Source organism: Bacteroides sp. f07, assembly GCF_042854785.1.
Taxonomy (GTDB): domain Bacteria; phylum Bacteroidota; class Bacteroidia; order Bacteroidales; family Bacteroidaceae; genus Bacteroides.
In genome coordinates, this window is sequence record NZ_BAABXI010000003.1 from 801,959 (window position 1) to 826,185 (window position 24,227).

Annotated in this window: 9 protein-coding genes; 7 read left to right on the top strand and 2 right to left on the bottom strand. The window is 42.1% G+C overall.

The features are described 5' to 3' along the window. Nucleotides 1–117: 117 nt before the first annotated feature. On the bottom strand, nucleotides 118–3,993 hold the full coding sequence (locus ACGHVY_RS22930; RefSeq protein WP_390601846.1) for a TIM-barrel domain-containing protein: 3,876 nt from the start codon (nucleotides 3,991–3,993) through the stop codon (nucleotides 118–120). A 415-nt stretch (nucleotides 3,994–4,408) separates the two neighbouring features. Here ACGHVY_RS22930 and ACGHVY_RS22935 point away from each other — a divergent pair, with 415 nt between their 5' ends. The 7 genes from ACGHVY_RS22935 (at nucleotide 4,409) to ACGHVY_RS22965 (ending at nucleotide 19,742) form a co-directional block, all read left to right on the top strand. After that, nucleotides 4,409–5,845 (top strand): alpha-L-fucosidase, encoded by a 1,437-nt coding sequence (locus tag ACGHVY_RS22935; protein WP_390601848.1) that lies wholly within the window; start codon nucleotides 4,409–4,411, stop codon nucleotides 5,843–5,845. Between the two features lie 19 nt (nucleotides 5,846–5,864). Continuing rightward, the gene (locus tag ACGHVY_RS22940) at nucleotides 5,865–7,973 is read left to right on the top strand and encodes a glycoside hydrolase family 2 TIM barrel-domain containing protein (RefSeq protein WP_308745911.1); all 2,109 of its coding nucleotides are present in this window, start codon (nucleotides 5,865–5,867) and stop codon (nucleotides 7,971–7,973) included. Between the two features lie 123 nt (nucleotides 7,974–8,096). Further along, complete coding sequence (locus ACGHVY_RS22945; protein ID WP_308745910.1) at nucleotides 8,097–11,492, top strand: TonB-dependent receptor; 3,396 nt, start codon at nucleotides 8,097–8,099, stop codon at nucleotides 11,490–11,492. Between the two features lie 161 nt (nucleotides 11,493–11,653). After that, nucleotides 11,654–13,498, top strand: coding sequence for a RagB/SusD family nutrient uptake outer membrane protein (locus ACGHVY_RS22950; RefSeq protein ID WP_390601851.1), 1,845 nt, complete (start codon nucleotides 11,654–11,656; stop codon nucleotides 13,496–13,498). Nucleotides 13,499–13,584: 86 nt separating this feature from the next. After that, nucleotides 13,585–15,990: a M60 family metallopeptidase gene (locus ACGHVY_RS22955; RefSeq protein ID WP_390601853.1), complete on the top strand. Its 2,406-nt coding sequence runs from the start codon at nucleotides 13,585–13,587 to the stop codon at nucleotides 15,988–15,990. A 33-nt stretch (nucleotides 15,991–16,023) separates the two neighbouring features. Continuing rightward, a complete protein-coding gene (locus ACGHVY_RS22960) occupies nucleotides 16,024–17,178 on the top strand; it encodes a discoidin domain-containing protein (protein ID WP_390601855.1) in 1,155 nt (384 codons plus the stop codon). Between the two features lie 164 nt (nucleotides 17,179–17,342). Further along, nucleotides 17,343–19,742, top strand: a complete 2,400-nt coding sequence (locus ACGHVY_RS22965; RefSeq protein WP_390601857.1) for a right-handed parallel beta-helix repeat-containing protein — start codon at nucleotides 17,343–17,345, stop codon at nucleotides 19,740–19,742. A 175-nt stretch (nucleotides 19,743–19,917) separates the two neighbouring features. On the opposite strand, the gene ACGHVY_RS22970 is transcribed toward ACGHVY_RS22965, so the two are convergent. Beyond that, nucleotides 19,918–23,964, bottom strand: a complete 4,047-nt coding sequence (locus ACGHVY_RS22970) for a two-component regulator propeller domain-containing protein (protein WP_390601859.1) — start codon at nucleotides 23,962–23,964, stop codon at nucleotides 19,918–19,920. Nucleotides 23,965–24,227 lie beyond the last annotated feature (263 nt).

Sequence of the window (24,227 nt, forward strand, 5' to 3'; positions counted from 1 at the left end):
GGCAAAGATAACGGGCATTATGGATTAAATAGAGTCATATTTTCCGTTTAAGCTGCTCTTATCTTCCATAAAGAAAGAAAAAAGCAGCTTTCTGAACAACTATACTAACTAACCCAATTACTGAACATTCGATTTATGAGTATTCAATTTCTTATCCACCAACAAGCCGTCAATGACCTTCAAGTCGAATTTCACTTTACGTTTTGCCTTAAACTTCAAAAGGCATAAGTCAACGGTTCCTTCAAGAGTCTTCTTGTTTCCTACATTGACAAAGGTAGGATACAGGGCTTTTGAGCCATTGGTATGAAGACGGTCGTAAGTCAGATTCTCCATTGCATTCATGTTCTGCAATTCCACCCCGACAAACTCATAATCCTGTTGATTGTAAGGCAAAGCAAAGCTGAATGCATTGACTGCACGCAAGCCGGTACCTTTCACTTGAATTTCAATAATCTCATCTTTGTCATATACCTGTTTCGGGGTGCTGATTTCAAGTGCACCATCCACTTTTTCCATTCCGCGGTTATCAACACCGCCTTCAAGCTGCGTGGCAACCACCGAAATATCATATGCGTCAATCAGTCCGTTCTTATTGATATCACCATTGCTGATGTATCCTTCGAAATCAGAGTCACCTTTTCTCAATCCCGTATAGTTGATGTATGATGTCAAGTCATTGCCGTCAATCTTGCCGTCGAGATTGATGTCTCCTTGAAGATAACTTTCCGTTCCGGGCACTTTGAACACGTAGATTTCTTTGCCGGAGCCGTAGTTGCCGACTGCTTCCGTAACAGACAGTCTGATATAACGGGCGGTAGGATGACCGGTGAAATTGAATATCTTCACATCATCGTTGCGCTGCCATTCAAATGCACCGGCTTCCGTCCACTGCTCTTTATTCATGCTATAAGAAACGGTTCCTTTCAGTAACGTTCCGTTACCGGCGTTTGTACGTGGCAGGTAGTGGAATTTATCCAGTTGGTTAACAGAAACCAGGTCAATCACCAAGTCGAAAGGAACGGCTTTTTCCCCGTATTTAGTATGCCAGATGTCTCCAGACTCTACAAAATCGAACAGACGTTTCACACCTACTCTTCCTTGCGAAGCGGCAGTACATTCACCCTTGATACCACGGATAGCAAATTCCAGCGGATCGGATTTGGTTGTAGCACCGAACTCAGTCCAGTCGGAAACTCCGTCTTTATTGACAGCACGTATCTTAAACGAGTAGGACGTTTCGGGAGTCAGGTCTCTAAACAACAATTCCGTATCCTTTATCGTAGTATACAGCATATTCATAAAGTCAATCTCATAGAAATCGGCATTAGCCACTTTATCCCATGTCGGTTTCAGCGTATAGGCTTCCGTGTTGCCGGCAGTAATCCGGGCAACAGGGGCAGCCAAAGTTCCGGCAGTTATCCGGTGACGGTCTTCGGGAGCGAAGCGGAATCCTTCAATGCGCAATGTCGTCGCGTTTGCCGTAATATCGGTAGCAGCCAGCTTCACCAGAAGTTGCGGGTTCTTGGTGACAACTACCTTTTCAAACTCGCTTCCTTCAGTAGCAAACCGGTTCAGATTGGGAGCCTCATCGTAGAAGAATACGTTTTCAGCTCTCTCAAATTCATCTTTCGAGGTGACCTTTGCCAGTTGCACTTTCTTCTTTCCCAGTTGTGCCGTTACTTTCTTCGGCAGGGCAGTGACATTGATTCTGAATTCAGTCGCCTTTTCTTTCACGAAACCTGTAAAATCACCCTTTGCCGGACAGATGGTAACAGTGACATTATTCTTACTGTCAACTACGGATTTGATATCTGTTGTTACTCCTTTACCTCGTTTATATTCTTCGGATATGCCGTCGTCATCATATTCGGTAAAAAGAGTCTCACCATATGGGTAAAGTTCATAGATACGGATTCCTTTATTGATTTCACTTACATTATTATTAGGATTTGTCAGTGGAATAATCGCTCCGTTCTTCACAAATACGGGAAGTTTCCAGAGAGGAGCTGCAAAGTTGTTGAGTATACAGTTTCCGGCATATTTCTCGCCTGTGAAATAATCAATCCATACGCCTTCGGGCAAGTATATGCCGTCACGGATATCATTTCCTTGCTCATCCGCTTTAGTCGCCTGATAGATAGGAGCAACCAGAAAATAGGGTCCGTAGAGATATTGATATTGTGTAGCCGTTCCTTGAGTATAAGCATTCGGATATTCCAAGAACATCGCCCTTATCATTGGCATGCCGTCTACAGCTTCTTTAGCGATACTGTAAGCATAAGGCATCAGTTCTGATTTCAACTTCAGATACCAGCGGTTAATGGATGTGGCCGGTTCTCCCAAGGCATGCGGATATTTTTCATTGGAACCCCAACCGTCCATGTTCAGTTCCATGGGAGTAAAGGTTTTCCACTGGAAATCACGGGTGTTCACTATCAGATTCTTGCCACCGAAAATACCGTCCATATCAGAAGTGATATTCGGTTGCCCGGACAGTCCCGAACCGATGTAGGTCGGAATGTGGAAACGGATATATTCCCATACGCCGCCAGTCTGGTCGCCCGACCAGATGCCGGCATAACGTTGCGTTCCCGCCCAACCGTCGAGAGAGATAATAAACGGCCGGGCATCATTACCATAATAAGGCATTATATGTCCCACGTCAGCCACTCCGTTCAGTCCGAAAGAATAGCCGGCACCTACCCAGGCTACGTCAGTTTTCAGCACACGCACTCCGGCATCCCTTACTTCTTTCACAATATCCCTTTGTAGCAAAGCGCTCACTCCTTCTTTCGGGTGCAGATCCGACTGTGTCCATAATCCTATCTCCACCCCGTTCTGACGGGCATAATCCCCCAGACTTTTCAGGTTTTGTATATTACCGTCCAAGGTTTCCGTCTGTCCGTATCCGGCTCCATAGCCGTCGTTCGGGAGCAGCCAGCCCAACGGCATGTCATGTTTCTTATAGCGGTCGATTACCGCACGTGCGGAGAACTGGTAATTGTTCTTTTCTCCGTTCAGCGATTCTTTGATTCCCCCGTTGTCTTTCTGGCTTTCTTTATATCGCTTGCCGTCCTCAAACAGGATGCCTTTCTCGTTTTCTACCCAATAGTCACGATTGTAAGCGTTCAGATGTCCCTGATAGAAGCCGAATTTAGGCAATAAAACAGGGTTTCCCGTCAGTTGGTAGAAGTCATTCAACAAGGCTACCGCTCCGTCATTAATCATATAGAACACGTCTAAATAATCTGACTCGTGATATAACTTAACCTTTCCCTGTTCAGAGGCTCCGAAGTCATATTTTCCTTTTTTAAAGGTGTACCACATCACGCCATACCCATTCGTAGACCAGTAATAAGGAGTGGGTGATGCCACTCCCCCGTCTGTCCAGCTATTTTGGTTTTCGATGGAAATCACTCTGCCCTTGTGGGAGAAACGTCCGTTCTGGACACCTCCACCGTAGAAGTATTCTTGCGGATTCTCCTTCAAGGTCAAGGTTACTTTTCCTTTCTCAAAAAGAGGTGCTTCCAGCTCTTCCACTACAACGGTGTTAGTCAACAGATTAATTACCTTGAGTAAAGAGGTCTTCTTATCCAATTGGACTTTTATCTTTTCAGTAGTCAGAAAGACAAAATCTTTATTCTCTTCCAACTCCAGTTTAGAAAGCGCTTTTCGAGGATTGTCTACCAATATCTGCGCTTCCGGTTTTGCCTGCGGATCTCTGATTATTCTTCCTGAGTTGTCCTGAAATACACGGAAGATGTTTTCACCATAGAAGTCGAAGGACATTCGCTGGTTATTGGGTAATAGAATTTCGACAGTGGTGGGATTTATTTTTCTTGCACTAGTAATGAACTGTCTGGAAGAAACCGCACATTCAAACGTACTCGCTTTCTCTTGCACCGGGAAAGCATACATCGGAGACAGATGAGATATTGCAAGCATCATACATCCAAGCACGCATCGCCGACTCATTTTTATCTGTTTTCTCATGGTTTATAAATTACACTAAGATTGAATATTAAAAATTTCAGGTAAAAATAGGAAGTGTTTCTATACGAAGTAAAACCAAATATCCCTTTAAAAAGACATATACGATATCGTGGAAAATATAGGCATATATTATGGACAATTTGCACATACTATCAACACAAAAGACATATTTCCGCCCCAGAAACTTCCCTAACAAATATCCTGGCGGATATATTTGTCCATCCTGAAGTATATACCCGCACAAACGGAGTAAAAAGCAGAAATACATATACACATATCGTCCAAAAATCCTACATTTATTTTCCACAAAAACTCAAACTCCATTTTTACAACACAAAAAGTCACCTCACATTAATTTATTAGCCATAAGTTTGTGCCACTTCATTATATCAACTATTAATTAAAACTGAAAAAGATGAAAGGCACAAAAAGAATTATTACATTATTCGCACTAGTTACTGCCATCTCCTTTTTATCCTCCGCTCAGGAAATAAAAAAAGAGATTCCTTTAAAATATGGAGCTACAAATGAAGGTAAACGACAAGATCAGGCCATGCAAAAATTCCGCGACAACCGTTTGGGAGCTTTTATTCATTGGGGATTATATGCTATTCCTGGTGGGGAATGGAACGGGAAAGTATATGGCGGAGCAGCCGAATGGTTGAAAAGCTGGGCAAAAGTACCTTCTGACGAATGGATGAAATTGATGGATCAATGGAACCCAACCAAGTTTGACGCAAAGAAGTGGGCGAAAATGGCTAAAGAAATGGGAGTCAAATATATAAAGATAACAACGAAACACCACGAAGGATTTTGCCTGTGGCCGAGCAAATATTCCAAATATACGGTAGCAAATACTCCCTATAAAAAAGATGTGTTGGGCGAAATGGTGAAAGCTTACAATGATGAAGGTATTGATGTGCACTTCTATTTTTCAGTAATGGACTGGAGTCATCCCGATTATCGTTACAGCATCAAATCAGTAGAAGATAGTATCGCATTCAATCGCTTTTTGGAGTTTACAGATAATCAGTTGAAAGAACTGGCTACACGCTATCCAACGGTGAAAGATTTCTGGTTTGACGGTACATGGGATGCCAGTATCAAGAAGAATGGTTGGTGGACAGCTCATGCCGAACAAATGTTGAAAGAAATGCTCCCAGGGGTTACTATCAACAGTCGTTTGCGTGCTGACGATAAAGGCAAACGCCATTTCGATAGTAACGGTCGGCTAATGGGTGACTATGAATCCGGTTACGAACGCCGTCTGCCCGATCCAGTAAAAGACCTTAAAGTGACGCAATGGGATTGGGAGGCTTGTATGACTATTCCTGAAAATCAATGGGGGTACCACAAAGATTGGTCATTGAGTTATGTAAAGACTCCGATAGAGGTAATTGATCGTATTGTGCATGCAGTTTCTATGGGCGGAAATATGGTTGTGAATTTTGGTCCGCAGGCAGATGGGGACTTCCGTCCGGAAGAAAAAGAGTTGGCTAAGGCTATCGGTAAGTGGATGAGTCGTTACGGTGAAGCTGTCTATGCCTGTGACTATGCCGGATTTGACAAACAAGGTTGGGGATATTACACACGCGGTAAAAATGGCGAAGTGTATATGGTAGTATTCAACCAACCATATAGCGGACATCTGACAGTGAAGACTCCGAAAGACATCTCAGTAGAAAAAGCTTCTTTATTAGGTACTGGCGAAGAGATTCAAGTTGTTGAAACAGCTCGTAATGAATATAATGTATCTGTTCCTAAAAAGAACCCAGGTGAACCATATGTTATTCAACTTAAAGTTCGTGCAGCTAAGGGAACAAAAGGTATATACCGGGATGCTTTAACATAAATCAAAAGAGGATTATAATATGAAGTTCAAATTTACATTCATTTTATTTATGCTGATCGGGCAGTTCTTCTCTCTGACTGCCCGTGAAGTGACCTCCTTCAATGAAGGGTGGTTGTTCAAGCGTGGTCCTTTTTCAGAAAATCCGATGAAAGTATCCGCTCAATGGAATGGAAAATGGGATGCTGTAAACCTGCCTCATACATGGAATGCTAAGGATATGCAGGTTAAAGCAGCTTCTTTTTACGAAGGGGTAGGCTATTATAAGAAAAAACAGTTCTTTGGAGAGGAATTGAAAGGGAAACGTATATTTCTCCGGTTTGAAGGTGTGGGCGCAAACACCGAGGTGTATGTGAACGGTAAGCTTGTCGGAACCCATAAAGGAGGATACAGTGCTTTTGCCTTTGAAATCGGCACCGCTTTGAACTTTGGCGCTGAGAACGAAATTATGGTAAAGGCCGATAATACCTCACGACCGGACGTTATTCCGGTGAATCATAACCTTTTCGGAGTGTATGGTGGTATTTATCGTCCGGTATGGCTTATTGTTACCGGACAGAATAACATTACAGTTACTGACTGTGCTTCTCCAGGGGTTTATATTACTCAGAAGAATGTATCAAAACGCTCGGCTGATATTACTGTAAAAGTAAAATTGGATAATGGCGGTCTTACACCTGCTGACTTAGTACTTGAAAATTCTCTTTATACACAAGAAGGAAAGAAAGTTCTTTCGCACCGTCTTCCTTTGGAATTAACTCCTCAAGGAACACAGACTTATGCTTCCACTTTTAAATTGAGTAAACCTCACCTTTGGCAAGGACGTAAAGATCCTTATTTGTATAAAGTAGTTTCACGTCTGATATCAGATGGGAAAGTTATTGATGAAGTAATCCAACCATTAGGTGTCCGCAAATATGAGATTGTAGCCGGTAAAGGATTCTATCTGAACGGTGAGAAATATCCGATGTATGGTGTAACCCGTCATCAGGATTGGTGGGGATTGGGAAGTGCTCTTACTAACAAAGAACATGACTTTGATCTAGCTCAGATTATGGATGTGGGGGCAACAACTGTCCGCTTTGCCCATTATCAGCAGTCAGACTATTTATATTCCCGTTGTGATTCACTGGGATTGGTTATTTGGGCAGAAATTCCTTTTGTAAATCGTGTGACGGGATATGAAGCGGAAAATGCACAGTCTCAACTCCGTGAGTTGATTCGTCAGAGTTTTAATCACCCTTCTATTTATGTATGGGGATTACATAATGAGGTATATCAGCCTCATGAATATACGGCCGGGCTGACGCAGACACTTCATAATCTTGCCAAGACGGAGGATCCGGATCGCTATACAGTAGCTGTCAACGGATTCGGGCATACTGAGCACGCAGTGAACCAAAATGCGGATATTCAAGGGATGAACCGGTATTTCGGGTGGTATGAGAAGAAACTGCAAGATATTGAACCATGGGTGAAAGGGTTGGAAGAGAAATATCCGTGGCAGAAGCTAATGTTGACTGAATATGGAGCGGACGCTAATCTAGAACATCAAACTGAATATCTTGGTGATGCGTTGAACTGGGGAAAACCTTTTTATCCGGAAACGTTTCAAACTAAGACTCATGAATATCAATGGAGTATTATTTCGAAACATCCTTATATCATTGCCTCTTATCTTTGGAATATGTTTGACTTTGGTGTACCAATGTGGGAGCGTGGTGGTGTGCCTGCCCGTAATTTGAAAGGACTGATAACTTTTGACCGGAAAACCAAGAAGGACTCTTACTACTGGTATAAAGCCAACTGGAGCGAAGAGCCTGTATTATACCTGACTCAACGCCGGAATACGGATCGTGAACGGAAGCAAACTTCTGTGACTGTATATTCTAATATCGGAACTCCGGAAGTATACCTCAATGGACAGAGACTAACCAATATCCGCAATGGATATACCAACGTACATTATATTTTTGACAACGTCACATTACGACAAGGAGAAAACATAATCAAAGCCGTCACGACACACAACGGAAAAGAATATACCGATGAAATTAGATGGAACTACACTGGTGAAAAGAAACGAAACGCAGATTCACGCGAAAACAAGCATGAACATGCCGGATGGTAACCATGAAAGAAAAATAAATAACATATAATATTAACTCATAAAAATCAATGCCTATGAAGTAGAAACATACTAATTGAAATCTTTTATTTTTAACACTTAAAATTTAATACATCTAAATAATTTATGAAATTCAAAAAAATATTTTTATTCGCGTTTTTTACCCTCTTTGCCTTAGGAATAGCAGCGCAAAGCGGCACAGAAAAGATTAGTATTTCTTTTCAGAATATCGCATTAAAAGATGCAATGGAGCAAATTGAAAAAGCCTCCAAATACACCTTCTCATATGACGTGACAGAAACGGATATCAAACAACAAGTCAGCTTGGTTGCACAAAATGAAGAAATCCGTTTAGCATTACGCAAAATGTTTGAGCCAACCAATATTTCATTCCGCTTTCAGAAACAGCAGATTATTCTGTCACCCAAAGAAGTGGAAATCGTGAAAAAAGGAAAAAATAAGAATATCACCGGTATTGTCAAAGATGAAACGGGAGAACCGATAATCGGAGCCACCGTATTGGTAAAAGGAACGATTAATGGTGCACTGACTGACATGGACGGTAAATATTCTATTCAAGCAAAAGAAGGCGAAACACTTGAGTTCCGGTATATCGGTTACAAGAGCATAGACCAGAAAGTAAAAAAAGAAAATGTCATAAATGTTACACTGGCAGAGTCTAACATCAATCTGGACGATGTTGTAGTTGTCGGTTACGGACAACAGAAAAAAGAAAGTGTGGTAGCATCAGTCAATTCACTGAAACCCGCAGATATTGCCATACCAACCCGAAGTCTGGTAAATTCTATTTCAGGACAGATAGCAGGTGTTATTGCCATCCAACGCAGTGGAGAACCCGGCAATGATGACGCAGCATTCTGGATTCGCGGTCAAAGCTCATATGCCGGAGGAACAAACCCGTTAGTATTGGTCGACGGAGTGCCACGTGATATGAACGACATCGACGTAGACGAAATCGAATCTTTTTCTGTTCTGAAAGACGCTGCCGCTACTGCTGTATATGGGGCGGAAGGTGCCAACGGTGTTGTATTGATTACCTCTAAACGTGGTGTTGCCCAAAAAACCAAGGTAAGTTTCAACGCTCAATACAGTGTTGTTACTCCAACCCGTATGCCGGAGCTACTGGATGCATATAATTATCTATCCCTCTACAACGAAGGAGAATGGAACGAAGCAGGAAATCCCGGTCTTCTTAACGAATATAACGGTAGTTATTCGCAAGATATTCTTGAGAAATACCGCACTGGAGCAGACCGCGACCTGTATCCCAATGTAGACTGGACAGACTTATTGGCAAAACATACGCACAACCAACGGTATACTATCAATTTTAGAGGTGGTTCGGAAAAAACCAGATTCTTTGTTTCGGGAGCATACTATTCAGAAGATGGTATATTCAAATCAAATACAGTCGAAGAATATGATGCAAATATCGGACTGCAAAGATACAACCTACGCTCTAACGTAGATATGGACATCACCCCTACAACCAAGTTGTCTGTAGATATGAGCGGACAGTATAAAAAGAAAAACAACCCGAACTATAGTTCCGACGGTATCTTCAGCGCTATCACACTATTCCCGACACACCTGGTTCCGATGCACTATTCCGACGGCTCGCTTGCCGACCCGCAAGGAGCTGCCGCCAACCGTTACAATCCGTACAATCTGTTGAACCACACTGGATATTCCAAAAGATGGGATGCATCTTTCCAAAGCAAAGTAACCTTGGAGCAGAAACTCGATTTCATTACCAACGGGTTGTCTATAAAAGGAAGTGTCAGTTTTGATGCTGATTTTTATTCTGTATCATTACGTTCAAAAACAGCCCGTACAGTCTTTGCAACCGGACGTAACGAAGACAACTCGCTGAAATTTGTAACAGTCAATGAAGGTAGTAAACTTGGTGATATGTCAGTAACCGGAACTGGCGGAAAGAAAAAAATCTATATTGAGGGGTCATTAAACTATAAACGTACATTTGCTCAAAAACACGACCTTACCGGTATGATTCTTTATAACCAAAAAGAAACTCAATATATGGGTACCGCGTTGCCTTACAGGAAACAGAACGTGGTAGGTCGTGCATCTTATGGCTACGACAGTCGTTATATGCTGGAAGCCAGTTTCGGTGCATCCGGTAGTGAAAACTTCTCAGCAGGACATCGTTGGGGTATTTTCCCCGCCATCGGTGGTGCTTGGTATATCAGCCATGAGAAATTTATGCAGAAGAACAATATCGAGAACATCATCAGTAAGCTAAAACTGAGAGCTTCATACGGTGTCACGGGTAATGATGCAATTAGTGGTGACCGTTTCGCTTATCGCGAACAACTGAGCACAGGCGATTTAGGCTATGACTACGGCATGACGTTAGGAACAAGTGGAGGTAAAGACGGTCCTTCCAAGAACGGTATCGTTGAAGATTTATTTGCCGCTCCTTCATTGACTTGGGAAAAAGAGTACAAGTCAAACTATGGTATCGACTTAGGACTTTTCCGTGGTCGTGTAGATATCTCCGTGGACTATTTCTCCAACACCCGCGAACAAATCCTGTTACAACGCAAGACTATCCCTACCGTATTGGGTTATCGTGAGAATCCTTACCAAAATTACGGTAAGACGTCCAACAAAGGATTTGACGGTAGCGTCATTCTGAAACAAAGTATCGGTAAACTGAATCTGTCCGCCAGAGGTAACTTCACATACGCCAAAAACAAAATCACAGAGTATGATGAAATCGAACAGGTAGAAGACTATATGTACTATACAGGCAATCCAATCGGTCAACCGAAAGTATACGTCGCTGAAAGATTGTATACGCCCAATGATTTCTATATCACTTCAAACGGACAAGGCGGATATACCTACACACTGAAGGAAGGACTTCCCAAACCTGCCGCCAACGTGGCTCCCGGTGATATCAAATACAAGGATATGAACAATGACGGTTCAATCGATGCCAACGATATGAGTTACAGAAACGGGTTATACCCTAACAACCCTCAGATTGTTTACGGTTTCGGTCTGAATATCGACTACAAAGGTTTCTTTGCCGGCATCTTCTTCCAGGGAGTGGCAAAAGCGTCTACCAACCTGCTGGCGAAGACATCCAACTTCATTCCGTTCTATAATGGAGTCGACAGTTCTTCTGCACGTGCGGAGGCCATGAACCGATGGACAGCAGCCGATCCCTTCAACCAAAATGTCATGTATCCACGTACACACGCCAACCGTTTTACTCACAACAACGAAGCAAGCACATGGTGGTATCGCGACGCCAGCTTCTTGCGTCTGAAGAACGTGGAGGTAGGGTATCAATTTGACAAGAAACTGATTCAAAAACTTAGAATGTCAAACCTAAGAATTTACATACAGGGAACCAATCTGGCAGTATGGGATCATGTCAAGATGTGGGACCCGGAATTAGGAAACAGTTCATCAGGCTCCAAATATCCGATTTGTGGAACTTGGACTATGGGACTTGAAGTTGCATTTTAATTAAAATCAAAGATAGAATTATGAAAATTAAAAATATACTATATTCACTAATTGGCTGCGGTTTAATAAGCTGTTTTTCTTCATGTTCGGACTATTTGGATGTATCAAAAGAACTAGCAGACGTAATCGATAAAGAAGCTGTATTCAATAATAAAGGTTATATGGAAAGATGGCATAAGAACACCTTCAACGTCATCTCCGATTATTCTGAAATGGGATTGGGAGTCAACTCCAGTACTGGTGCTTTCACGGGTGGTTGGAACTTACTAGCCGGTGAAATCACTGCACGTCAGGGCTCTGCATATACAGCATTACCCAATGGGTTTACGTCCAACTCGGCACCATTCCATCGCTGGTGGAGATGCTACATTTACATTCGCCAAGCTATGATATTCTTGGAAAACGCCAAACCATTGGGTGACCCGAATGTAAGTAGCGGCGTTGATTATCTCTCAGAAGAAGATGTGAACAGAATGAAAGCGGAAGCCAAATTTCTGATTGCATACAGTTATTTCTCTTTGTTCGAATTGTACGGTCCAGTGCCTATCATTACGGAAATTGCCGATCCGGAAGACCAGAACCAGATAGACTATGCACGTGCTCCGATAGACAAACTGGTGAACCATATCGATCAACTACTGGAAGAAGTAATTAATTCCGGCTATCTGCCCGAAACAACATTCAACGCGACTCCGACAGACCACACAGACCACAACAACGACAAATACAATCTAGCAGAAATGGTACGGCCAACAAAAGCCACCGCACTGGCACTGAGAGCAAAATTGTGGGTGTATGCAGCTTCTCCTTTGTTTAACGGAAAATATACGGAAGCACTGAACTTGACAAACCATGATGGTGAACGTTTATTCCCCGACTATGACCCGGAAAAATGGAAAATTGCCAAGAGAAGACTGGAAGATTTCCTGAACTTCGCTGAAGAAAAAGGATATGCATTGTACGAATCGAAAACAGGTGATGCCAACTTGTCCGTTTATGAACTTTACCAGTATTATACGGATGAAATCATTTGGGCAGGACCATACAATCATTATTACAGTGTCACTACAAACATGGAACCACGTACCAATCCTCGAGATTTGTATTCAAGCAACTCATTCGGCAACGTGGGAGTATTCCAGGAAAGTGTAGATGCCTTCTTTATGGACAACGGGCTTGAAATAGACGACCAAGGCAGTGGATACAAGGAAGATGGATTCGGCGACTGGAAAAACGTATGTAATGAAGACCAACGCACCGACAAAGACATCTACAACATGTATCACAACAGAGAACCTCGTTTCTATGCAGCAGTCACTTATGAAGGCAAAAGTTGGCATGTTCAGCCGCAAAACAAAGCCAGCTATACAGTAGGATTTGCCAAAGGAGAAGGCAACGACCGTTCGAAAGCGGAAAATCCATATACTGGATACATGCTCTACAAATTCAAATACCGCAGTTTGCAGTATTACACCCGTGCGGCTGATTCGGGTAAAAACAGACCTGCTGTAGTAAAGCAATGGTCTCGCCCGTCTATTTTACTCCGTCTTGCCGATTTCTATCTGTATTATGCCGAAGTTTGCAACGAAATCGATCCAAGCGATACGAAAATTATCACTTACCTCGACAAGGTTCGCAAAAGAGCTGGTATCCCCGGATATCAAGAACTTGCAAATGAAGGTAAAAAGAACATTATCGGCGACCAGGAAAAACAACGCTGGGCAATACAAAGAGAACGCCAGGTAGAGTTATTCTGCGAAGGACAACGTTACTTCGACATACGCCGTTGGATGACAGCAGACGATGCCAACAACAAACGCGACCAGCAATTGTTCCGTACAGGCATGGACATGCAATCGCCTAAGGCAAACCGCATAGGTGCCGGTTCGTTCTACAATCGGGTGAATATCGAAACCAGAGCATGGAACCGTGCTATGTTGTTATATCCGGTACCATACAATGAAGTACAGAAGAGTAAACTCTTCGTACAAAATCCATTATGGTAAAATTGATTGTTTTGAGAAATTGAAAGCAAGGGGGCATTTCCCCTTTGCTTTTACTTGCAACGAGCAATTAAATCAAATGAATTACTATGAAATATATAAAAAGACATAAGAAACACTGCTTTGCCTCTGCCGTCCTGTTCCTGCTATCTGTCTTGTATTCTTTCTCTCTCGCCGGATGCAGTAGCAACGAAAAGGATGACGAGATTTTTTTGCCCGCCAACTGGATTAATATCTCGACAGAAGCAGTCAACTTCACCTACGAAGGTGGCACAGAAAAACGCAGCTTCACACTTGACAAAGAGATAGACCTCTCACTAGTGTCTTGTTCTTTCAGCAACGACGGAAACGAATGGATCACCGCCACCTTCGAAAACTCCAGGCTTATCCTACTGGCAGAATATTCATACCGGGAACAAAAGCGCTCTACAACGCTGACACTCGCCTATGGTACACAGAAATGTACAATTAATGTGACGCAGGATGCTGCTCCTGCCTCTGCCGACAAACCAATCAAAGTAGTGAGGGGAGAAGCCACATCGGAAGAGGCAACATCTAAGGACAGCGACGGAAATCCGTTGACACTGAACATGACATGGGATGGAAACAAGAAAACTTATTTCAACTCCAAATTCGGAGCTGTATCCTACCCTTTCTACATCACATACGAACTGGAAGAAGGCAGCACGCTGAACAGTATTGTATATACTCCTCGCACAGACTCGGGTAACAAATGGGGCTCATTCGACAAATTCTCGGTAGAAGTATCAACTTCAGACCGTCCGGATGAGTTTACCGAAGTAGGTAACTACGAAAGGGGCAACGGAGTACATACTCCCTTTACCATGAGACTACCCAACGGTATAGCCAATGTAAAGAAAGTACGCTTTGTCATCAACAAGGCCTACGAAGACAGGGTAAGTTGTGCGGAAATGGAATTCTTCGAAGCCAGTACGCATAAGTTTGATCCATATTCAATATTTGCAGACGCAATGTGTACGCAACTAAAATCAGGCGTAACGGAAAAACAAATCAAGCAGATTCCCAACCAATACCTGAAAGAACTGGGACTTGCGTTGCTGAACGGAGACTACAATTCATCCTACCGCTTGGCAAACTACCGCCCCTATCAGCACCCGTCGATAATGGCAGCAGCAAACAAGACCGGGAAATACAGTCTCCGCGACAATCCCACTGGCATCTATGCCAAAAGCGGAGAGAAGCTAGCTATCATGGTCGGAAAAATCTACAAAGGAGGAAAGATTTCCCTCATTATCCAAGATTTGAATGGAGGATACAATAACTTCAAAACATACGACTTAGAAGAGGGATACAATGAAATCACTGCCGAAGTAGGAGGTCTGATCTACGTGCTAAACCATGTAAACGATGCTATTCCCCTCACGCTCGACGAAGCCGACGAGGCTGTCCGCAAACTAGTGGAAGAAAAAACTGTACAGATACATTTTGCCATGGCTAGGGTGAACGGTTATTTCGACATCGCCAAACACAAGGAAAGTGATTGGGCAACGATTCGCGATAACGCCACATATCAAGACATTGACGTATTGGGCAAATACTCGCACATCACCTGGAGAGTATCCGATTTCAAGAAATACAATACAGAAATCACCCGAACTATCGAAAACTGCGATCGGCTGGTTTATTTGGAAGAGGAATTCATGGGGCTTGTCAAATACAACCGGATGTTTAACAACCGTATGCATTTCTGCATTGACTACAAAACAAAAAGTCCGAATGCTACCGACTATCGCACTGTGTACAACGCCAGCGACTACTATGCAGAACCATTCTGCAACCCCGACCGCTTTGCCGACCGTTGTTGGGGACCTGCACATGAAGTGGGACACTGCAACCAAACACGTCCTGGCATCAAATGGTCGGGAACCACCGAAGTGACTAACAACATCCACTCGCTCTATGTACAGACCTCCTTCGGCAAACCATGCAAACTACTTGTAGACTCTTGCACCCCCAAAGATGAAAACGGACAAGCCATCAGTGGTTCATTCGAAAATATCTATGAAGCAGCCATCGCATTCATTGTCGACGGCAAACGTGCACACAGCCTGCCGGGAGTAGCGGACATAGTCAGAGAAACACAACTTGTACCCTTTTGGCAACTTAAGCTCTATATGCATAACGTGCGTTACGAATCCGACTTCTATTATGACCTCTACGAATACTTCCGTACACACGAAAGTCCGAGTGACAAAGGTGAAAACCAGGGGCTTAACCAACTTGACTTCGTCCGGCAGGCATGTGCCATTTCCAAAATAAACCTGCTGGATTTTTTCGAGAAATGGGGATTCCTGACTCCCGTAGATACCGAGCTGAATGACTACGGAAACAAAAAGTTCACTATCACCCAAAAGCAAATTGATGCATTGAAAGCGGAAATTAATGGGAAAGGATACGAACCGGCTCCCGCGAACTTGCATCTGATTACAGAAAACAACTTAAACAACTATTAATCGAAATACGTATACAATTTAAATAGAACTGTTATGAAACATATAAGAAACTTTATACAAAACAATGTATTTTTTCTCATGTGCATCTTGTGTACATTCCTGTCTTCCTGCAGTAATGATGACGATACGACAATTGTGCCGGACAATTGGATTAATATTCCCAACGAAGGCTTCACCATCGGCTATGAAGGCGGTTTATTGACTCGTGACTTTACTGTTTCGGCAGAAATTAATCCCGAGCGTGTCTACATCATCAGCGAATCCAACTGGATTCGTGCTTCCATTGAGAACACCACCGTTAATCTGAGAATCACAGAATCAACCGTCACTCAAGAAAGAAACAGCATTGTTACGCTGATTTATGACGGAGCACACCGTTTGGAACTCCCCGTCACACAAGCAGCCGCTCCTGCCGCTAAGGTAAGCGAAATCAGACTACCGGCTTCTTTGCATAACCAAACTATCGGACTAGGGCAAGTATTCAACCTCACATCATTGATTGAAGTAATGCCTGCAAACGCAGGAAACAAAACACTGAACTACACAGTAGAAGGTGACAAAGACATTGTTTCCATAGAAAACGGTATATTGAAAATAGAAAAGGAAGGAACAGCTACTATCAAAGTAGCAGCTACGGACGGTAGCGGAGTAACGGCAGACCTGAAAATCATCGGTAGCGGAACAGAACCTTTCATACGCGACGGATGGAGCGTGGAAACATCTATTAAATACAGCAACGGAAACGGATATGTAGTGGATGGCTCAACAGGCAAACCTGAAGATATGTTCGATGGAGATGCTAGCACTTTCTTGTCATTGGTAAAACCCGGCAAATCATACAGTGGTTCCACTACACCTGCAGACCATCAGTTATATTTTGTGGTTGACATGGGAGTAGAGCAAAGCTTCAATTATTTCACTTGGGCACACAGAGCCGGCAACAGTTACGATTATCTGAGAGTATGGGGCATTTCTATCGAAGGAAGCAACAATGGTAAGGACTTTACGGAAATACAGTCGAATATTGATATTCCTCATGCCAACAATACAGATGAAATAAAAATAGAAATCCCGGAATCCACATACAGGTATATCAAAGTAAAACTGGTGAAATGGAGTGACATCGCAGGCGGTTCGACATCTGGCAGTTCCATGCAAATAGGAGAATTCAACGTAGGTAAGAAATAAAACTATGATTCTTCTAACCTAAAAAGAAAAGGGACATCTTTTAAATCTTTTTTGTATACTTAGGCACGGATTACACGTGACACACGGTTTTATCAATCAGAACCGTAAAAACATGTAATTCGTGCCTAATTTTATTCAGTACTGATATACATACTTATTGCACCATGTCTAAAATGATTCATCGCTTCTGTCTCATCATTCTGTTCTGCTTCGGCAATCCATATGCAACATTGCTTTCACAAACGAACTATTTTGTATCCGTTAATGGAAAAGATTCTGGAGATGGCAGTATACGTTCACCCTTCAAAAGCATCACGAAAGCACTGGAAAAAGCGCGCTGTAACAAGAAGGGGACAGTGACCGTCTATTTGCGAGAAGGCAAATATATTCTGACTCACCCTTTGGTTTTCACTCCAGCAGATGGCGGAGTCCGAAAACAACTCATCCTTCGCGCTTACCCCGACGAGAAAGTAATCCTCAGTAGCGGCATCCAGCAAAAACTAGACTGGCAGCCTCATACAAACGGTATTATGAAAGCTACTCTACCCCACCCCTTCATCATGGACATGCTGCTGGTGAACGGTAATATCCGCCCTATGGCACGCTTTCCGAATTTCGAATCTACAGCCATACGTTTCAACGGCACTTCAGCAGATGCTACCTCTCCGCAGCGAACCCAAAAATGGAAAAATCCTGCTGGAGGGTATTTACATGCAATGCATTCGCATGACTGGGGCGATTTTCATTTCCGAATCACCGGAATAGAGCAACCAACCGGCAAACTAAAGTTGGAAGGAGGATGGCAGAACAATCGCCAATCCGGACTACATCCACAAAACCAAATGGTGGAAAACATTTTTGAGGAACTGGACGCTCCAGGAGAATGGTACTATTCGCCACAAGAATCCATGCTCTATTACTATCCAGTCTGCGGTGAAGATATCAACAAAGCCATATTCGAGACACCACAATTAAAACATCTGATTGAATTTCGAGGCAATTCATCATCACCTGTCCGCAACATCATTATTCAAGATATAGAGCTCACCCAAACAGTGCGCACTTTTATGGAGCAGTATGAACCTCTCCTTCGCTCAGACTGGCGAATATATCGCGGGGCTGCCCTTCTGTTAGAAGGCACCGAGAATTGCATAATCAAGAACTGCCATATCCATCATGTAGGAGGGAATGCACTCATGTTCTCCAACTACAACCAAAATTCGTCCGTATCGGGCTGCCATTTCTCAGAGATTGGCGCCAGTGCCATTTGCTTTGTTGGCAATCCGTCAGCAGTTCGTTCGCCAAGTTTCGAGTATAGCAAAGCGGTTCCAATCTCCGAACTAGACTCCATCCCCGGTGCTCTGAACAACGACTTCCCTACCAACTGCATGGCGTATGACAACTTGATTCACCACATCGGACTTTTCGAGAAGCAAACCGCCGGAATCGAACTTTCAATGTGCCACTGCATTACCGTCAGTCACAACAGTATTTACCACACTCCGCGCGCCGGTATAAATATCAGTGAGGGGACATGGGGCGGACACATTATAGAATACAATGACGTGTTCGACACTGTGATGGAGACGGGCGACCACGGAGCATTCAATTCGTGGGGACGTGACCGTTTCTGGCGATCATCCTACCGCGAAATGAGTCAACTGGTAACAAACAATCCTGAACTGGTTCTCGCCGACGCCGCCTCTGCCACCATCATCCGCAACAACCGTTTCAGATGTGACCGTGGTTGGGACATCGACCTCGATGACGGTTCAAGTAACTACCATATTTACAATAATCTATGTTTAAACGGTGGTATAAAGTTACGGGAGGGATTTCACCGCACAGTTGAGAATAATATTATGATAAACTGCACCTTTCATCCCCACGTTTGGTTCAAGAACAGCGGTGACGTTTTCGTACGCAACATTGTCATGGAGCCATACCGTCCAATTGGTATCTCCCATTGGGGAACGGAAATCGACTATAATCTGTTCACCGACAGCATAGCTTACACAACCGCCCGAAAGAACGGCACGGACAAGCATTCTATAGTCTGCCCCATCACGTTTCATAATCCCGCCAAAGGAAATTTCAAAATCGACCAAATAGCTCAAATTAGTTCATTGTGCGGGTTCCGAAATTTCGAAATGGACAGATTCGGAGTTATTTCACCCCAACTACAAGCACTGACACAACGTCCGTCATTTCCTTATCCTTCTGTCCTGCAAGGAAAGACAGAAGCATCGGCCATATTTGAATGGTCAGGACTATCCCTCAAAAACCTAGAGACACTAGGAGAACGTTCCGCCACAGGAATGGATTCTGAACGAGGAGTATACGTCATTTCCGTCCGCGTAATGGGCAATCCTTTAAGAGATTACGTTTATGCAAACGACGTTATCCTCGGATTCAACCGGCAAGAAATCAACAACCTTGCCCAACTGAAAGTCGCCATCCGGCAAGCAGGCACTGACAAGCCTATTCAAATCCTTCTTTTCAGAAATCAAAAGAAGATACAACTCACTATTCCTGAAAATGTAATCAAACCGATAACAGACTAACACTATACATATAGGAATCAGATTATCACAGCTTCCATCTGTTCTCAACTATAGATACAGAAATATCCCTATATAAAAGCAACCGTATCTCTCTATGGACACCAACATGTCCATAGAGGGAAATGTGCGTGTCCGTATAAGGAAACAATCCACACACATAAAGCACACAGATAATCTATTCGCCCCTCTTGTTCCGCACTGCTTGTGGAGCAACTCCGAAAAATGCTTTGAAAGATTTGCTAAAATAACGAGGTGAAGAAAAGCCTAACCGGACAGAAATCTCTGAAATATTAAGCTCCGAATGGTTATTTAACAAGAACATAGCTTCATCCAACTTTACTTTTAAAATAAACTCATTCGGAGTTAATCCAGTTATCTGTTTGAACTGCATATACAGTTTACTGCGCCCCATACAAAGTTCAGAAGCAAGCGCCGTAACATCAAATTCCTGATTTTCAAAATTCTCTTTTATAATACTGACACATTTTGCCAGCAATTCCTTATCACGTTCATTAATAGCCTCCGGCACAAGAGACTCTGTTACAGTTTTACCTGTATAATGAGCAATCAGGCGCTTCTTGTTCTTTATGAGATTATTACAACGGGCTAATAATACCTTTACATTAAATGGCTTCGTCACATAATCATCTGCACCAAACATCAATCCCTCCACAACATACTCGACAGAAGTCTGAGCCGTTAATAAAATCACAGAAATATGAGAAAGTTCCACATTGGTTTTAATCTTATAGCATAATTCTTTTCCTGACATTTCCGGCATCATCACATCGCTTATTATCAAATCCGGTTGTATTTGCCTCGCCATTTCCAACCCTTCACGTCCATTACGTGCAATATAGACCTTATATATTGGTAAAAACAAGTCTTCCAACATAGACAACAGCTCTTCACTGTCATCCACCAAAAGAATGACTGGCTTATCTTCATCCTTCGCATCCTCTTGCGCAACCGTTCTCTCTTCCTTCCCTTCTACATCCACTATTTGCTCAAAAGGAAGCACAGGAACTGTTTCTGAGATAACTACAGATTCCCGCCCTTCCGTAGCAGCCATCTCTTCATCACTAAAATGGCGATTGCCTAAAGGAAGAAATAATGTAAACTTAGTACCTTTCCCTACAGTACTTTCTACATCAATCTTTCCATGATGCATATTCATTATTCCCTTTGCTAACGCCAATCCTATCCCCGTTCCCAATGTGAAAGAAGAAGATAAATTATCTGTCTGATAGAACCTTTCAAAAATCTTCGAGATATGCTCTGCCGGAATACCGGCTCCTGTGTCACACACCGATACCACTGCTTGAGAAGCAATCTTTCTGACCTCAACTGTTATACTACCTTTATTAGGTGTATACTTAAAAGCATTTGACAATAAATTAAATATTACTTTCTGTAGTTGTTTTGAATCAAACCAAACCGAAATAGTCTCTTCAACACTATCAAAACGATAAGTGATTTCTTTTTTCTGTGCGTACTCATAAAAGCACATATAAATCTGTCGGGTAAAAGTAACCAGATTCTGCTCTTCAACTTTAAGTTTCAGATAGCCTTGCTCCTGTTTACGGAAGTCAAGTAACTCCGATATCAAATTTCGCATATGCCAGGCATTCTTATATATGCGAAGAATACGGTTATAAATAGTCGTACCTAAATCCATCTGCATCAGCACTTCAATCTGACCGAGAATAAGCGTCAATGGAGTACGGAATTCGTGAGATATATTGGTAAAGAAACGTAATTTTATCTGATTCAGTTCTTCTATCCGTTCTTTTTCCTTTCTTTCAAACTCTAAAGAGGATTTCAAGGCGGCCTGACGGGTTTTAAAACGAATAAACGCAATCATCAATCCAAGCAAACATAAGAAATAGAAAAGATATGCCCAAAAAGTCGCATAAAAAGGAGCAGAAACATGTATATTCAAACAAACCTCCTCATTCGGGCCTTCTCTACCAGCCAACGGACGGGCTTTAAGCGTATAGTCACCGGGAGATAAGTTCGTATAAGTTATTGTTGTGCCGGAAGTTTGAGTCCAGACTTTATCAAAGCCCACCAAACAATACTCAAATACACGGTTACGATCATTATTGTAATTAAAGGAGGCAAACTCAACTGTTATATTGTTCTGTTTATAGTTCAAATAAATATCCGATGTCTTTGCCAATATATCAGTCAGAATACCAGACTGATCATTAGGACAAATCTCGTCATTGAAAATAAACAACTTATCAAAATTCAAAAGATTCTTAGAAGGTAGAGCATACAAAGATTGTCTTTGAAACAAAGCCAAACCATTCGTGCCACTAATAAAAAGAGTTCCATCTTTATCCAAATATAAAGCTGAACCTTGACTATATGTCTGATTAAACAAATGATAAGTATTTTCTACTTCTCCTTTTTCACTATTAAAAATAGAAAGTCCCTTTCCATGAAGGATAAACAAACGATGTTCTTCAACAGATTCGCAAATATAATAACAATAATCACTTGGCAGACATTGATTAAAGGTACTATAAGACTTAAACGAGCGCTCCTTTTCCTGATATTCGAATACGCCCGATCCTATCGTACAAAAGTAGATAACACCTTTACTGTCTTCAAAGATATGAACTACTTTAAATCTCCCTATCGCAGAAGGATTATCGGTATCCATCGCATACTCAGTTACTTTAGATGAAGGCAAATCCACACAAATAACTCCTCCGGTAGCCGAAGCCAACCACATACGTTGCCGACTATCAATCAGGAATGTTTCAAAAGCAAATTTTTTACTCACCAGTTTCCGAATGTTCATATCATCAGAGAGTGGTGAGAACTTCTCAGTCACCGGATCCATAAAGACAGGACCGCCTTGTGTTAACAACGCAAGACCACCCTTATACTCTTGAATATCATTCACAATCTCATGCGGTAAAGACGTAGAATCCCCTTTTATATGATGGAGAGTATGCCCTTTTTTTGATTTTGTATCAAATATAAACAGCCCTCCGAAGTGAGTACCGACATACAAGCGCCCGTTCTCCTTCCGATAAAAAATTGACTTTAAATTATTACTACCTACGCTGGTTATATCCCCCTTACGATGTTGATATCGAGCAAAAATTCCACTATCCGGATGATAACAATTCAAGCCCCCACCTTCTGTACATATCCACAATTTTCCTCTATCGTCCTCCGTCATCTTTCCAACAACAGGAAAACTCAGACAGTCTTCCTGTAATGGCTCAGCATAGTAAAAATGATTACTGGCTTTATTAGGATTAAAAACATTCACGCCTCCATAATATGTCCCGACCCAAATGTTACCTTGCATGTCTTTATGGAGAGACAAAACAGAATGATGACTCAACGTATTCGGAGAATCACCATAACGAGTATAATGTTCCCACTTATCAGTTACGGGATCATAACAATCAAGCCCACGAAAAGTCCCTACCCACGTACGTTTAAAATCATCTTCCAGTACACATCGAATCTGATTGTCAGACAATTCGTCTTTATCTGACGTATTCGTATAATGAGTCAATTCTCCACTACCAGCGGAAATTCTATATAATCCATTCCAAGTTCCTAACCAAATATTACCGGCACTATCTCCTGAAATACATTGGCTTCCTCTATCCAAGGAAGCTAATATTTTTTGCTGGCTCGGATTTTTGCGTGAAATAGCAACTACACGATCGGTAGCAACCCATATCAAACTGTCATCGACATATATCATTCCTCCCGAGCCTACACCTTCTTGCAACTGAGTGACAAAAGTTAAATCCGAATTTTCAGTTGTATAATAATAGATACCGGAGTTGCAACTTACCCATAAGGTATCTTCTTTACAGAAAAGGTCTCTCACATCATTCCGGCGCAAACAAGTAAACCGTTCTTTATAAAGTTCAAACTTTATAAGATCATTTCCCGAACGTATATATATCCTTCCGTTTCTGTCTCCACAAAGTTTATTGATTTCATTATTCGTCAAGCCATCATTCCCCTGTGATGGACGGAATATTCTTACATCCTTACCATTATATCTGTTTAACCCCTCCGAGGTGCCTAACCATACTGCTCCTAGTTCATCCTGATAGATGGAAAAAATACATACCTGAGATAATCCATCAGAAACTCCCAGATGTTTAAAGTAATGGTTTTTAGCATCCACCATTATAATACCTAAAATACCCAAGAGAAAGATAACGTTTCTTTTCATGTATTATATAATTAGATTATCGACTACAAAAATACAAATAATACTTAATTATTATTTCAATACATAGTCTTTTTATGGCATTTATTCCACTAATCCTTTAAATACACATTTGACGATTCTTGCTAAAATGCACATATTCAACATTATTCTTCAAATAACTCATTGGATTTTATCACTAAAAACATATCTTTGCCACGAACTAAAAAAGAAAAATTGGATGTTTAACTCATTTTCATATCGTAAGGATTCCGTTCTGTAAATAA